Raw genomic sequence first — 15,660 nt, 5'->3', positions numbered from 1 at the left:
CGCTGTTTTAGTTGTCGGCTAATCAGGTATCACCGGTTTACTTGCTGCGGCATAAGCGTGATCTTGAGCGCTTAATCCACCAGCATTACCTTTACCGTCATAGTGATAATCCAATTCTTCTCGAGTCTTTATTTTACTATCAGATTGCACATAATCTGGAGCTGGAGCCTTAGTCATTATTGATGATGAATAACCTGAAGCAGTATCAGCTGTAGATTGGCTGATTTCTTGTTCTATAGGTTGTTTCTCAATATTAGGTTGAGTAGCAGATGTTGTGATATTTGATTGCGATATACTTGCAACATCTTGTTTAGCGTTAGCTGTAGAGACCTCATCTTTGATTACAATTGGTAATAACAGTGAAGGGATCACAGTAACAGTGTTACTTGGCTCATCTCGACTCACTTGACTATAATCAACCGCTACACGACCTAATGCCAGCTCTAATGAGGCGGCAGCAAATTCTAATGGCATTGCTGACTGTTTTAATTCGGTATTTTTGCCACGTCGTTTAGTCCGAGGGGCATTCATACGCAAATGTCGAGAAGTTCGTCGTTGACGTTTCGGTTGAGCATCAGCGGTTATGTTATTATCGTCTGATTCAGGAACAATAACTGGCACTAATAATGTCGGAATAACGATACGCTCTTTTTCATCTGGTACCGGTGTATCACTATTTTTAACCCGAACGCTCTTAGTTAATGTACGCTGTTGTCGCCTTGGTTTCGCTTCCTTTTGTTTTGGTTGTACCGGTTCACTCACTACTTTATCGGCTTTAATGTTATTCGCGGTATTAGCGGTATTACCATTTTGTTTACTTCGACGATTAGGGCGCGTAGTCTCTTTAACCTCTTCAGTTGCTGTATTATTTGCTACTGAACCATTATTACTATTACGGTTATTACGTTGACGTCGATTATTTGTACGTTGGTTATCTCGTCGTTTATTTGACTGAGGTTTAACTTCTGGCTTAGGTTCATCCTCTTGAGCAGCAAACAGCTGTTGAAGCTTCTTAAAGAAACCAACAAATAAACCGCTAGATTTTTCAACTTGTTGCGGTTCGGTTTTCGCTTTAGCTGCTTTGCTCGCTTCGACTTTAGGGCCCGATAAAACTGCTTGCTCTACCACCAACTCAGCAACTTGCTCTTCTTCCTCTTCTTCAAGTTCACGAATCAGCTTAGGTAAATTGTAACTTAGTACATCGGTCTCTTCACCAGTGCGTTTACGAATCACTTTATAAAGCGGTGTTTCCATCTCTTCATCGCCAGCAATAACGATTTTCACATCTGGGTGCATTCTTTCAATATTAGTAATGGCTCGGCGCTTTTCGTTGAGCAAGTAGCTGGCAATTGGCACTGGTACTATTACGTCAATTTGCACGGTATTATCTTTCATCGCTTCTTCTTGAATTAAACGAAGAATTGACAGTGATAATGAATTATTATCACGAACGGTACCGGTTCCTTGGCAACGCGGACAAATATGATGGGTTGCCTCTCGCAAAGATGGGCTCAAACGTTGACGAGACATTTCTAGCAAACCAAAACGGGAAATACGCGTGGTTTGAATTCTTGCTCGGTCAGTTTTCATGGCTTCTTTTAGACGATTTTCGACTTCTCGTTGATTACGAATTGGTGTCATATCAATAAAGTCGATAACAATCAAACCACCTAAATCACGTAAACGTAATTGGCGAGCTATCTCTTCTGCCGCTTCAAGATTAGTATTAAATGCTGTCTCTTCAATATCGCTACCACGAATAGATTTAGCAGAGTTAATATCAATCGCTGTTAATGCTTCGGTCGCATCGATTACAATCGAACCACCAGATGGTAAGCGGACTTCACGTTGGAATGCGGATTCAATCTGACCTTCGATTTGGAAATGGTTAAACAGTGGTACATCACCATCATAAAGTTTAAGGCGACTAACGTACTCAACTCGACCTAAGTCAACTAAGCGTTTTTTGGCAATCTCAAGTACTTTTGGATTATCGATAAGAATATCACCGACATCATCACGTAAATAATCACGAAATGCGCGCGTAATAATATCACTTTCTTTATGAATTAAACTTGGTGCGGGATGATTCTTAGACTCATTTTGAATTGCGGTCCAATAATTAACTAAGGCATTTAAATCCTGTTGTAACTCTTCTTGGCTTTTACCTACGCCAGCGGTTCTTGCAATGACGCCCATGCCTTTAGGTTTTTCTAACGCATCGATAACGCGTTTTAGATCAGCGCGTTCTTCACCCTCAATACGACGCGAAACCCCACCAGCTCTTGGGTCATTTGGCATTAATACTAAGTAGCTACCGGCTAAACTAATATAAGTTGTTAACGCTGCCCCTTTTTTGCCACGAATCTCTTTTTCAATTTGAATAAGGACTTCTTGACCTTCTTGTAAATGTTTAATACTGCGACGGCCAGAAATATTTGAAGGGAAATAGCTTTCAGCGATCTCTTTTAATGGTAAAAAACCATCTCGCTCTCCACCATACGAAACAAAAGCGGCTTCTAAACTAGGATTGATTTTAGTAATTTTGCCTTTATAAATATTGGCTTTTTTTTGTTCGTGACCAAGGCTCTCGATATCTAAATCATATAAGCGTTGGCCATCAACAAGGGCAACGCGCAGCTCTTCTTGCTGTGTTGCGTTGATTAGCATTCTTTTCATTATTCTACACTCTTGATTAATCTAAATTAACTGTAGGTAGAATTTTATTATTAATAAACGCTTATTTTAACAATAATAAACAATAGTACTTAACTAAATATTTCGGTATACCGTATTCATTATTTTATTTGTGTTATTTTTGTTATTATTTTATGTGAAATCAGTATAAATTATACAACATCAATATACTGTTTAACGGTAATATTACATTCAAAACACTTATGTACTGTTTTCAATACCACTAAACTGATAACAATTGATATTATTTCAACGATGAGTTTGCAAATTTCTACAATTTAACAAACCACTAAATCTTTATATGATTGTTTAAAATAAACATATTAATTAATTATAATAATTCTACTTACGCTATTTTATTTTGACAAACTGTAATGTCTAACGCCATTGCTGCATTACAAGGATAAATTATCCCTGCCTATTATTCACGTTTCAGCAGAGGATAGCAAGTAAATTAAACTGATTATTTTATAAACAATTACCTGTTAATTTTAGCTGAGTGCCAAAATCGGTAAGTAGCTTAATCGCAAACGATCTTTTTTGGTTGTTTGCTAAAGGTGATATAGATGAATTTTTTTACTTATCATCATTAATTTTATACACCATTTTATTAATGTATTAAACCTAACAATAACACTGGTGCATATCCTTATTTTAACCGTATAATACCCAGTAGATTTGCTTGTAAAATAAACAATAAAATAGTGTGTATTTATGGAATTACCGGAAAAAGTTGCTCTACTTGATTTTACCCAGCGCTGGATTGCTCAATTTGATGACGCTCCCAAAAGTGAAGAATTACACTCGTTACCCTCGCCTTGCATTATAAAAACCGAAAATCTTGCTGTTTATTGGCAACCTTTTTTGCTTATTCCGCCAAGAGATTTAACCATCGTTGAACAAGTGGTTAATATCAAGATACATCCAAGTGCTCATACTTATTACGGCACACAATATGCGGCCAATATGACCGCCAAATTTGCTGATATTGAACTAATTTTACTACAACCATGGAGTGATGATGACTTCGCCAATTTAGAACAAAATTTAATTGCGCATCTATCTCAATTAAGAAAATTAAAACGTCAGCCAACCATTTTTATTGGTTCAACCGATAAAGATACCGAAATCATCGCATTAAATAACTTAACAGGAGAAGTGGTTAAAGAAGATTTAATAACTGGGCAGTTAAGTACGTTAACATCTGATTTAAAATCATTTCTTGAAAAATTGGAAATTAAAAATTGATAACTTGGGAGGGATAACCACTGATAATGGTAAAATATTGCGCCAAAACAAGATTGCTAACCAAATTGTAACTTGCCAAACAATGTGTATATAATGCATTGAGGGTCAGAAAAAGAAATAGGTACATTATGTTTGAATATTTATTAGCAGCACCTGCAGATCCCATCTTAGGTTTAGCGGATCTCTATAACAAGGACGAACGCACCAACAAAATCAATTTAAGTGTTGGTGTTTATAAAGATGAGACCACCAAAACGCCTATTTTAGAAAGTGTTAAAAAAGCTGAGCATCTAATATTAAATGATGAAACCACCAAAAGCTATTTACCTATCGATGGTCTTAATCCATTTAATAGTGCCACCCAAATTCTACTATTCGGTAATGAAAATCCACGAGCTAGAACCGCGCAAGCACCAGGAGGCACTGGGGCATTACGTATTATGGCGGATTTTTTGTCGCGTCGTACCAAAGTAAAACGTGTCTGGGTAAGTAATCCATCTTGGCCTAATCATCGTAGCGTATTCCAAACCGCGGGCTTAGAAGTTCGCGAATATCGTTATTACAATGCGCAAACACGAAGCTTGGATTTTGAGGGATTAATCAGTGATTTAAGCCTAGTTGCCGAGGGTGAAGCGGTGTTATTTCATGGCTGTTGCCATAATCCAACCGGCATTGATCCAACACCGGAACAATGGCAAGCTATCTCAGAATTAGCGTTAAAAAACGGTTGGTTACCACTATTCGATCTCGCTTATCAAGGATTTGGTCAAGGGATAGAAGAGGATGTATATGGGCTTAGATTATTTGCCAATAGTCAGCCGGAACTATTAATTGCTAGCTCTTACTCTAAAAATTTCGGTCTTTATAATGAGCGTGTGGGGGCATTTACGTTAATTGCTGCTGATAGCGAGATTGCTGATCGCGCCTTTAGTCAGGTAAAAACCATTATCAGAGCTAATTACTCCAATCCACCCGCGCATGGCGCTAAAATTGTCTCTTATATTTTAAATAATGAAGAACTAAAAGAAGAGTGGATTGATGAATTAACCAGCATGCGCCAACGGATACATCGTATGCGGCAGCTATTTGTTAAAACGCTACAAGACAAAGGGGCTAACCAAGACTTTAGTTTTATTACTAAACAAAATGGCATGTTCTCATTTAGTGGTTTAAATGAAGAACAAGTGCTTAAATTACGTGATGATTATGGTATTTACATTGTTAACTCCGGCCGAATTAATGTCGCTGGAATGACTATTGATAATATGTCGAGACTATGTGAATCGATTGTCGACGTTTTATAGTTGGCGATTTTAATAAACTATTGTTTAATCTAGTCGAATACATTGGTAGTTAATCTACATTTTAGCCACCAATGTATTTAATTTCTTGAATATAAAAATCTTCTTAAAACCGCAATCAATATTAGGTGTTTGGCCCTGAATGGCTAGCAACCATCATTACATTCACGTTTAATAATAAATTGATTTTTATTGACCTTTTTGACCTTTCCGCCCTGCTCGACAAAATTTTTGCCAGTTTTCCATCTTTTTAAACAATAAATGAAGAATAGGATTGCATTATTAATTCTATTATTCTTTTTAGTTATATCGATAGACAAACTAACTATTAGACGTTAATTCAATAATTAATAATAATTGCTAACAACATGGTATTTTGATTAAGGATGGTTTTGTGGCATCGCATATTTTAGATTTTTTAATTTTAGGCAACAATTTTGGTACTAGCGAAATGCGTCAGATATGGTCTGAGCAAAATCGTTTGGAGAAGCAAGTAAAAGTCGAAGTGGCTTTGGCAAAAGCACAAGGTGAATTAGGGGTGATTCCTGCTGAGATTGCTGATACCATTATTGCCAAAGCGGATGCATCAAAATTATCCCTTGAACAACTTGCCCAAGAGGCAGCCAAAGCCAAACATTCACTAATGTCAACCATCAGTGCCTTGCAAAAGCAAGTTGGCGACGCTGGTGAATACATTCATTATGGCGCAACCACTCAAGATATTGTTGATACAGCAACTGTCCTACAGATACAACAATCATTCGCTATCATTGAACGGGATACCAAATTAATTGCTAGTCAATTAAAACTGTTAGCTAAACAATATCAATATTTACCGATGGTCGGTCGTACCCACGGTATGCAAGCCTTACCGACCACATTTGGCTTTAAACTAGCGGTGTGGTTAGATGAGTTTGTTCGCCATTTACAACGTTTATCTGAAATTAAACAACGGGTTTTAGTGGGTAATATAAGTGGCGCTATTTGTACTTACGCATCAATGGGAGAACTCGGCCCACAAGTTGAGCAGCGAGCGCTAACGTTACTTGGACTCAATACACCCAATATAGGTTGGCAAGCAGCCCGCGACCGATTTTCTGAATATGCATCAGTGATTGCCCTTATTAGTGGCACACTTGGCAAAATTGGTAACGAATTTTACAACCTGATGCGAACCGAAATAAATGAGGTTGAAGAGCCGTTTTCCGACGGTAAAATTGGATCAACCACCATGCCGCATAAACGTAATCCTGCCGCTTTAGAGGGATTGGCTAGTCTTACCGCCCCTTTATTGAAAAGTGTGGCGCTTATTCATGAATCAATGAAGGTTGAACATGAGCGTGATGCCATGAGTTGGCGTGCGGAATGGATCGCGCTCCCGGAAATCAATCTTTATATTTCCGCGCAACTGCAAACGGCTTTAGCCGTGTTAAAAGGTTTAAAGGTGAATGCCGATCAAATGTTAACTAATTTAGCAAAACAAAATGGCTTACTGTTATCCGAAAAAATAATGTTTGAAATTGGCAAACGTCTAGGCAAACAAACCGCTCACCATTTAATTTATGAAAATGCTATGCAAGCATTTGAACAAAATCGACCATTTAAATCACTATTATTGGAAGATCCTCGAATCAATAATCACTTTAGCGAATCTGAACTCGATAATTGGCTAAATCCAATTAATTATCTCGGCAGTGCAGCCGAAAAGGTTGAACAGGTCATCAAATATGCCGAGCAAAGCGGAGTATTATGATGAATTTTCGCTTAATCAGCTATTCCGATATTCCTGCATATCAGCAATTATTGCACCGTGCCTATCAAGCCACATCACAATTAGGCATTCATTTTGCTGCTGCCACTGTCGAACCAGAAGAAATCGCTCAGCATATTGATTCGAATGCCGTATATCTACTGGAAAAAGAGCAACAATTAATATCAACGCTCAGTATTCGTTTTCCATGGGGAAATAACCCAGGCCCTTATGGCTTACCGCATTTAGGCTGGTTTGCCACCGATCCAACTTATAAAGGGCAAGGCTACGGTAATGCATTATGGGATTGGGTTGAAAACGAAATTCTAATTAATCAACTTAAGCTACCGGCAGTCACTTTAGGTACAGCAGCCAATCATCCATGGCTAGCCAAATTATATCGCCAAAAAGGCTATCAACCAATTGGCCAAGCAGATTTAACTAGTGATCACACTACCCTTTATTTTGAAAAAATACTCAATCATCAAAACTATACCAATTGGAAGAAGAGGAGTCATCGATAATGAAAAAAATCATAACGTGGTTTGCTGCTATTTTATTAACCAGCCTAAGCTTAATTGGTTGTGATGATCAAGCTAACCATCAGGCAACTGAACAAAATATTATTAAAGTTGGCTCTACAGGCCAAAGCTATCCAAATGGTTATAAACAAGATGGTAAGTTAGTTGGATTTGATGTTGAGGTGACCGAAGCGATTGCCAATGAGTTAGGTTATAAAGTTGAATGGGTAATTGCTGAGTTTGGTGGATTAATGGGACAATTTGACTCAGGCCGTTTAGACACAGTGGCTAATGCGGTGGCGGTAACTCCCGCGCGTCAGGCTAAATATGATTTCTCCGAAACTTATAGTTTTTATGGCAGTCAAATTGTTACTCATAAAGACAATAACAATATTAATCAGTTAACTGATTTCAATGGTAAAACTATTGCCGGCGTACTTGGTTCAAATCATATCAATAACCTAAAAAAAGCCTTTCCAAATAACGAAATTACCATCAAAACTTATGAAACCCGAGATGGTGCAATGCATGACGCTGAATTTCAACGCGTCGATGGTTATGTCAATTCCAAACCCATTTTATTGGCCGAGATCAAACGAAAAAATCTACCATTTAAGCTAGTTGGCGATCCTATTACGATAGAACAAGTTGCCTTCCCTTTTAATAAAGATGAAAAAGGCCAAGCTTTACGCGAAAAATTTAACCAAGTGATCGAAAAATTACGTGCTAATGGCACACTGAAAAATCTGTCGATTAAATATTTTGGTGAAGATATTACCTCATGAATTTTAATATAAACTATTTTTTTAGTGTATTTCCGCAGATATTACCTTATCTGCCGGTTACACTTTTTATTGCCATTGTTTCAATTCTGTTTGCCATTATATTGGGACTTGCCATCGCGCTCATTCGAAACAATCGGATTATTATTATTGATTCTTGTTTGGCACTGTTTATCTCGTTATTTCGTGGTATTCCATCCGTTGTTTTACTGTTTATTATTTACTATGGTTTACCACAAATATTTCCAATAATGAAACATATGGGGGCAACTACCGCGGCAATCATCTGTTTTAGTTTAAAATATTCGGCTTATTTAGCCGAGATTTTTCGTGCAGGTTTAGCGTCGGTTGATCATGGACAAAAAGAAGCAGGATTAACCTCAGGGTTAAGTACCATTCAGGTTTATCGTGGTATTATATTACCGCAAGCGATGCTCAACGCCCTACCGAATACCGGTAATATGTTTATTTCACTACTTAAAGATTCATCTGTAGCTTTTTTTGTCGGCGTACAAGAGCTATTAGCGGCAGGAAAAATGTTAACCGCAAATTCTTTCCTCTACTTTGAAACTTATCTAGCCGTCGGTATTGTTTATTGGCTAACGGTTGTCGCCTATTCATGGTTACAAAAACAGCTAGAACGAAAACTGACTAAACCATATCATCGTTAAGGAGAGCATGATGATTAATGTATCTCATTTATCTAAACGATTTGGCAATCATGAAGTATTAAAAGAAATAAATCTGACGATCAAACAAGGTGAAGTGGTTGCCATTATTGGGCCATCAGGCTCTGGCAAATCAACCTTATTGCGTTGTCTTAATTTACTTGAAAAACCCAATAGCGGTACTATTGCTATTGATCAAGTCATACTTAATAGTCAACATTACAACCATAAACAAGAAACCAATTTACGCAAACAGTCGGCAATGGTTTTTCAACACTATAATTTATTTAAAAATAAAACCGCATTAGAGAATATTACTTATCCCTTAATAGTCGGTCAAAAAATGGCTAAAGATGAAGCCAAACAGTATGGGTTATCTTTATTAGAGCGTGTTGGCATGTTAGCTTATGCTAATCAATACCCAATCACCTTATCAGGAGGGCAACAACAACGAGTTGCCATTGCCAGAGCTTTAGCGGTAAGACCCAAAGTGTTATTATTTGATGAACCAACTTCAGCATTAGATCCCGAGCGAGTACATGAAGTTCTGCAAGTGATGTTAAAACTGGCTAAAGAAAATATTACTATGTTGATAGTGACCCACGAGATGGAGTTTGCCAAATATGTCGCCGATCGTATCATTTTTATGAGCAATGGTATTATTGTAGAGGAAGGGCAAGCAAAATCATTAATTGATAATCCACAACATGAGTTAACCCAACGCTTTTTACGGCAACTCACTGATGAGGTGGATTTTGAGATTTAACCTTACCTTTATAAAATGGTTAAGTTGTTTATCCTCACTATCCAATCTCAAGCATCAAAGCGTTTGCCAATGTGATAACAGTAATTGTTTAATATCCATACCATTGGCTAACGCATGAATATCGGTCAGTAACTGTTGTGCTTTAACGTCATTTTGCAATGCCGTAAATAACTTGGCAGCCAGCTCTTGTTGACTATAGGGATTTTTCGGTGAGCCTTTCGGGACATCTATTCGCTGGCTAATTTTTTGGTTATTATCAAAGACAATTTCAATAACCACATAACGCTTATTATATGCATCCGGATGCGGAGGTAATTGGATATCATAACTACGCTGCATTTTTTGCATTAATTTTTGGATATTTTCAGCTATTGGTGTTGCGCCAAATTGTTGAAAATCGATCGGTATACCCAGTAAAATCAACGCCAAAATATATTCTGCCGAAAAACGCCCCTGCTCAGCTAATAATGGCGTTTTATAGATCAGCGCGGCATCACTATTAACTGGGGCAAAGAAAAGGGTAATATGCTTAATATTATCCACATTAAATTTAGGATGCTTATACAGTAACTTACCAGCATCAGCAATATATGAAGCCGCAGAACAATATGAATAAGTTTTAAACCATAATCCTGGCTGGACAATCTTCCAAGGTTTTGCCCAACTAGTTAAATCTAAATTATCATTACCTTGGCCATAGATAGCTAAAAAACCTAAATTATCATCAAGAAAATCTTTATCTGCCGAAATGCCTGCTCTTAGCCAGTCAATGGCTTGTATAGCATGTTGTGCCGCCAATCCTGCATGCAAAAATTTTATCGGGGTTCCCATCAATAAGCGCATACCTGATGCTTGTGTAGCGGCTAACGTTAATGCTTGAGCAAGAAATGGTTCATCATATAAATAACCAATCGCAGCTGTTGCCGCAATTCCACCTAAAGTGACTGTCGTATGCCAACCTTTTTCATAATGCTCAGGGTTGACACATTGCCCCAATAAGGCCATAACTTCAATACCAATTACATAGGCTGTTAAAAACCGTCGACCATCTAACTGGCTTAATGAATCATCTAAGCGGATACTCGCAAATAACGCCGATAAAATAACCGCTGATGGATGACCGCGTATATCTGAATGCACATCATCATAATCCAAACAGTGTGCCTGAAAGCCATTAAATAATGCTGCTTGGCGACGGGTAGCTAATTTCTTTTGGCCGATTAACCAAGCACGGCTATGGCCGCCTTCGTCATTAATCCAAGTCAACAATTTCTTAACATTCGCTTCATTAGACGCCTGTAAACTACTAGCAAAATAGTCAATAAGCCCATTAATTGCACAATCAAGGAGTGACTGTTGCGCAATAATTGGCGTATTTTTTATTAACAAACTCAATTGCTGGCCTAGATGCATGACAAACTCTCATAAAAATCGCAATAAATGTTGAGCGAATAGTGGATAACAAATATACATCTTAAAGATTATATCGCTATATAACAATAACCCGAAATAATCATTATTGACCAAGCTCGGTTAATAAGCTTTTTTATGTGCTAAAATGAGCCTACATTTTAACATCACCTAAAAATAGATCTGATTATGTCAATATGTTATATTGCCTTAGGCAGTAATCTTAACGATCCACTAGCACAAGCCCATCAGGCTATAGCTGCGTTAAAACAATTACCGAATACCGAAGTTTCTGACGTTTCACCGTTTTATCGTAGTAAACCTCTTGGACCGCAAGATCAAAACGATTATCTTAATGCTGTGATCAAATTAACCACCTCTCTGACACCTATCGCGTTATTAGATGAGCTACAAGCGATAGAAAAATCACAGGGTCGAGTACGCAAAGATAATCGCTGGGGAGCAAGAACATTAGATTTAGATATTTTGTTATATGATAATTTAATGATAGATAATGAAAGATTAACCATTCCTCATTATCATATGAAAAACCGAGAATTTGTGCTTTATCCGCTATTTGATATCTCACCTGACCTTATATTACCTGATAACGATAAACTTTTTAATTTATTAACAAAATGTCCGATAAATGGAATGAAAAAATGGCATGACTAATTAACCTTATTAATAACATATAGTTGTAATTTTTTTCGGTTTAATGGTAAAAAAAATAATAAAAAAAATTTGCCAACGGCTAAATTATTGCTATAGTTTACCGCTCGCAAATAATCTGTACTTAAGGGGATTGCTGTGAAACAGGAACAAAAAGTAAATACATCTTCTCTTAGCCTGCTTGCTATTGCTGGGCTTGAGCCTTATCAAGAGGCAAAAGATGAGGAGTATATGAATCCTAAGCAATTAAAACATTTCAAACTTATCTTAGAAGCATGGCTGTCACAGTTACAAGGTGAAATGGGTAAAACAGTTTCTCACATGCAAGATGAGGCTGCAAATTTCCCAGATCCGGCTGACCGCGCTACTCAAGAAGAAGAGTTTAGCTTAGAATTAAGAGCGCGTGACAGAGAACGCAAATTGATCAAAAAAATTGAAAAGACATTAAAGAAAATTGAAACCGATGATTTTGGTTTTTGTGAATCATGTGGTGTTGAAATTGGTATTCGTCGTTTAGAAGCAAGGCCGACAGCTGATTTATGTATTGATTGTAAAACATTAGCTGAACTTCGTGAAAAACAAATGGGTATATAATTTCCATTTAAACCGTCGTTTTATTCAATACGCCCATGCAATATATTGGTCGTTTTGCCCCCTCACCATCTGGACCATTACATTTTGGTTCTTTGGTGACGGCTCTCGGTAGTTACTTACAAGCCAAAGCCAATTTTGGTAAGTGGCTTGTTCGCATTGAAGATATTGACCCACCACGGCAAGTCAAAGGCGCCGCATCGTTAATATTAAAAACCTTAGAGGCTTTCGAGCTGTATTGGGATGACCAAGTTTTATATCAATCAAACTGTAGTGAGCGGTATCGATCGGTTTTAGCATCATTACTTTGTCAGCAAAAAGCTTACTATTGTGATTGTACTAGACAAAGGATCCATAACCTTACCAATGGGATATATGATGGCTTTTGTCGTGAGCGACATTTAGCATCCACTTGCCAACAGCAATGTGCGATTCGACTAAAACAAAATCAGCCAGTTTTTTGCTTCGATGATAAAATTCGAGGGCAACAAACCATTGATTCCACTAATGCTTTAGAAGATTTTATTATTCATCGTAAAGATGGTCTATTTGCTTATAATTTAGTTGTGGTGTTAGATGATAATTATCAAGGGATCACCGAAATTGTTCGCGGTGCTGATCTACTTCCGGTAACTGCTAAACAGATCTCACTTTATCGATTATTTAATTTCACCATACCCAATTACTGCCATTTACCATTGGCTTTAGATAGTCATGGTAATAAGCTGTCAAAACAGAACCATGCTAGCCCGATTGATAGTAAAAAAGCGAATTTATTAACCGCACAAGCATTACAATTTTTAGGTCAACAATTGCCAGACAATTGGCAAGATGCCTCACAAACACAGTTATTAGCTTGGGCTACAACTCATTGGCAAATTAACCAAGTACCGAAACAAAACAGAGTGTTAACCTCCGATATAAGATAAATTAGGTGTAATACCTAGATTATGCTCATGTAATAAATGTTTTTCCGGTTTTATTAATAGCGAAGCTAACACTCGTGCCTTAAGTTGTGCTTTCTGTTCTGGACTGCTTAGCAAATCTCGTAAATCAACTGCGGCATCACCAAACAGGCAATAATGTAATTTACCAAGCGATGAAACGCGCAATCGATTACAACTTTTACAAAAATCCTGCGAATAAGGCATAATCAGACCAATTTTACCTTGATAATCACTATGGGCATAAACTTTAGCCGGACCAGATAACGCCTCTTTTGACTGTAATTGCCAACCTTGTTCAATAAGTTGTGCTTCCATCCTCTGACCGGCTAAATGATAACGATTAAATAACTCACGGCTCTCCGTTGTCTCCATCAGTTCAATAAAACGTAATTCAACCGGACGATGTTTGATCCAAGTTAAATAATCAGCCAGATGATCATTCATATTTCTCAGCAAAACAGTATTAATTTTAACTTTACTGATGCCAACTTCTAATGATTTGTCAACGCCTTGAATCAACTCACTAAGTCTATCTTGACCGGTTATCTGTTTAAAAACATAAGGAGAAAAACTATCAATGCTAATATTAATAGCATTAAGTCCTGCTTGTTGCCAGCTATCTACATTTTTTAATAACCGTGAGCCATTAGTGGTAATTGCCAATTGTTTAATACTTGGATAAGCCGAAATAATTGACAAAATATCAATAAAATCTCGACGCAACGTCGGTTCACCGCCAGTTAAGCGAATTTTATGTACGCCAAGTTCAGTAAATGTTGACACAACATTGTTGATTTCATTTAACGATAGAAATTGATGATCTTTATTAGGTCGATAACCATTAGGCAGACAATACTGACACTGAAAATTACACAGTTCAGTAAGCGATAAGCGTAAGTATTGAAATCGACGTTGATAATTATCGACTAATTGCATATATGTAATGAACACCTTATCCAAATCGGGAAGCATAGCCATTTCTGCGCTATACCGCGGCTAAATCACCATATGAATAACATTATCACTTAGGCAAAGTAGCTTCAGAGTTTAGTTTAGTCTAGCATAACGTTTATTTTTTGACTATGGACAATTATTTAATATCAATCTAATAAAAAACAATTTGTTTTTTACCTAAGATTCGACTTTATCATTACTACTCTCGGTATGGATAACCGTTATGTAACTAGGAATAACCGTTGCCGTTCGATAAATATAAACCCACCGTGTATCTGGGGGCTCGTCACTTAAAAATTGTTTTAGTAAAATATCATCCTCAGTTTCATCATCCGATTGTTGATTTCTATAATAATCGATAAATTCTTCATACAGTTCTTCTAAATTTGTTAATGAACCACTATAGTTAGCTTCATATTGTTTAAATAAAAAATCTAATTTATCAATAAAAAAATCACATTCTCTGTCGATTGTAAAATTTTTAGGATTAACATAACCTAAAGTTGCAAAAATTTTATCAGCCACAGGCGATCCTGATTCCAATGTTTTAAATGTAGAATAATAAAAACGTACTGGTAAAAAAAATAACAATGCCAAAACTGCAAGAATAAGATGACCAATACTCTTGAGAGAATATGCTAACATTAACATATATACGAAAATAAACGCACCAGCTATGCCGAAACTAGAAAAGATAATAAGTGGTATTAATGATAGGTATTCTTTCTTTTTTCTTTTGGCCAAGTCAGTCCCCATCGTTGCGTACGGATGTAGCCATAAATAATGATCTACTGGTCGACGTAATGCATAGGCAAAATAGTTTTCGCCTTCAATTTGATCAACAACAACTTCTACATAGTCACCTATATTGAAAAATGCGCGACAAAAAACTCCCTCAATCACTTTATCACCCAATTTAAAACAAAAATATTGTTCAATGTTTTGAATAAGAGAACCGTCTTCTCTCCTCACTTTGATAGATTTCATATAATTATTTTCATTAAAAACCTTATCTAAATGACCAATTGAAGACACATTAAAATCTGGACGGTTAGCTAAAGTGCGAGCTTGGATAAAATTTTGATAGTTATCATATAGTTCAAGATCAGTGATATAACCGGTAATGACTTGATAGTATCTACTATTTGATGTTAAGTTAGATTGCATTATATACATTCCTTATATTTTTCTATCATTTAATCAATAACATTCAGCCAATCAGGTAAAATTGGTGTACGGCAATAATAATAAAACCTACTTATAAATAATTTCAATTTTTTAAAATTTGGTGCTTTTAGCTCACTAATTTTTTAGGTGCATTAATATGATGTAATGTCTTAAATGGTCTGGCTT

Annotated in this window: 14 protein-coding genes and 1 riboswitch; of the genes, 10 read left to right on the top strand and 4 right to left on the bottom strand. The window is 36.7% G+C overall.

Annotated features, from left to right (window positions below; genetic code table 11):
* Positions 1-18 precede the first annotated feature (18 nt).
* Positions 19-2,679 carry a ribonuclease E gene (rne, locus tag AC5LXV_RS03445; RefSeq protein ID WP_493467386.1) on the bottom strand — a complete coding sequence of 887 codons (2,661 nt, stop codon included), beginning with the start codon at positions 2,677-2,679 and terminating at the stop codon, positions 19-21.
* Between the two features lie 732 nt (positions 2,680-3,411).
* Here rne and syd point away from each other — a divergent pair.
* From syd to AC5LXV_RS03410, 7 genes are all read left to right on the top strand, one after another.
* On the top strand, positions 3,412-3,945 hold the full coding sequence (gene syd, locus AC5LXV_RS03440) for a SecY-interacting protein (protein ID WP_493467385.1): 534 nt from the start codon (positions 3,412-3,414) through the stop codon (positions 3,943-3,945).
* Positions 3,946-4,073: 128 nt separating this feature from the next.
* On the top strand, positions 4,074-5,249 hold the full coding sequence (locus AC5LXV_RS03435; protein WP_493467384.1) for an amino acid aminotransferase: 1,176 nt from the start codon (positions 4,074-4,076) through the stop codon (positions 5,247-5,249).
* A 391-nt stretch (positions 5,250-5,640) separates the two neighbouring features.
* Positions 5,641-6,999: an adenylosuccinate lyase gene (gene purB / locus AC5LXV_RS03430; protein ID WP_493467383.1), complete on the top strand. Its 1,359-nt coding sequence runs from the start codon at positions 5,641-5,643 to the stop codon at positions 6,997-6,999.
* Entirely contained in the window at positions 6,996-7,520 is a 525-nt protein-coding gene (locus AC5LXV_RS03425) for a GNAT family N-acetyltransferase (protein WP_493461108.1), read from the top strand. Before purB ends, AC5LXV_RS03425 begins: the two co-directional genes overlap by 4 nt.
* Positions 7,520-8,302 (top strand): amino acid ABC transporter substrate-binding protein, encoded by a 783-nt coding sequence (locus tag AC5LXV_RS03420; RefSeq protein WP_493467382.1) that lies wholly within the window; start codon positions 7,520-7,522, stop codon positions 8,300-8,302. The genes AC5LXV_RS03425 and AC5LXV_RS03420 overlap by 1 nt, the downstream gene beginning before the upstream one ends.
* Complete coding sequence (locus AC5LXV_RS03415; RefSeq protein WP_493467381.1) at positions 8,299-8,970, top strand: amino acid ABC transporter permease; 672 nt, start codon at positions 8,299-8,301, stop codon at positions 8,968-8,970. Before AC5LXV_RS03420 ends, AC5LXV_RS03415 begins: the two co-directional genes overlap by 4 nt.
* A 10-nt stretch (positions 8,971-8,980) precedes the next feature.
* Positions 8,981-9,733, top strand: a complete 753-nt coding sequence (locus AC5LXV_RS03410) for an amino acid ABC transporter ATP-binding protein (protein WP_110434581.1) — start codon at positions 8,981-8,983, stop codon at positions 9,731-9,733.
* A gap of 54 nt (positions 9,734-9,787) precedes the next feature.
* Here AC5LXV_RS03410 and AC5LXV_RS03405 read toward each other — a convergent pair whose 3' ends face one another.
* On the bottom strand, positions 9,788-11,146 hold the full coding sequence (locus AC5LXV_RS03405; protein WP_110434582.1) for an MmgE/PrpD family protein: 1,359 nt from the start codon (positions 11,144-11,146) through the stop codon (positions 9,788-9,790).
* 186 nt (positions 11,147-11,332) lie between these two features.
* Here AC5LXV_RS03405 and folK point away from each other — a divergent pair, with 186 nt between their 5' ends.
* The 3 genes from folK (at position 11,333) to gluQRS (ending at position 13,335) form a co-directional block, all read left to right on the top strand.
* Entirely contained in the window at positions 11,333-11,818 is a 486-nt protein-coding gene (gene folK, locus AC5LXV_RS03400) for a 2-amino-4-hydroxy-6-hydroxymethyldihydropteridine diphosphokinase (protein ID WP_493467380.1), read from the top strand.
* Between the two features lie 135 nt (positions 11,819-11,953).
* Positions 11,954-12,409, top strand: coding sequence for an RNA polymerase-binding protein DksA (dksA, locus tag AC5LXV_RS03395; RefSeq protein ID WP_493453123.1), 456 nt, complete (start codon positions 11,954-11,956; stop codon positions 12,407-12,409).
* Positions 12,410-12,444: 35 nt separating this feature from the next.
* Complete coding sequence (gene gluQRS, locus AC5LXV_RS03390; RefSeq protein ID WP_493467379.1) at positions 12,445-13,335, top strand: tRNA glutamyl-Q(34) synthetase GluQRS; 891 nt, start codon at positions 12,445-12,447, stop codon at positions 13,333-13,335.
* Here the strand turns inward: gluQRS and moaA are convergent.
* Both moaA and AC5LXV_RS03380 read right to left on the bottom strand, forming a co-directional pair.
* The gene (moaA, locus tag AC5LXV_RS03385) at positions 13,315-14,289 is read right to left on the bottom strand and encodes a GTP 3',8-cyclase MoaA (RefSeq protein ID WP_493467378.1); all 975 of its coding nucleotides are present in this window, start codon (positions 14,287-14,289) and stop codon (positions 13,315-13,317) included. The two genes, gluQRS and moaA, sit on opposite strands and share 21 nt — an antisense overlap.
* Positions 14,286-14,411, bottom strand: a riboswitch (molybdenum cofactor riboswitch). It overlaps the preceding gene by 4 nt.
* A gap of 73 nt (positions 14,412-14,484) precedes the next feature.
* Complete coding sequence (locus AC5LXV_RS03380; RefSeq protein WP_493467377.1) at positions 14,485-15,474, bottom strand: hypothetical protein; 990 nt, start codon at positions 15,472-15,474, stop codon at positions 14,485-14,487.
* Positions 15,475-15,660 lie beyond the last annotated feature (186 nt).

The organism is Gilliamella sp. LMG 34359 (assembly GCF_984569085.1).
Note: the sequence above shows the minus strand (reverse complement) of the source record. Positions and strands in the feature narration are given on the sequence as shown.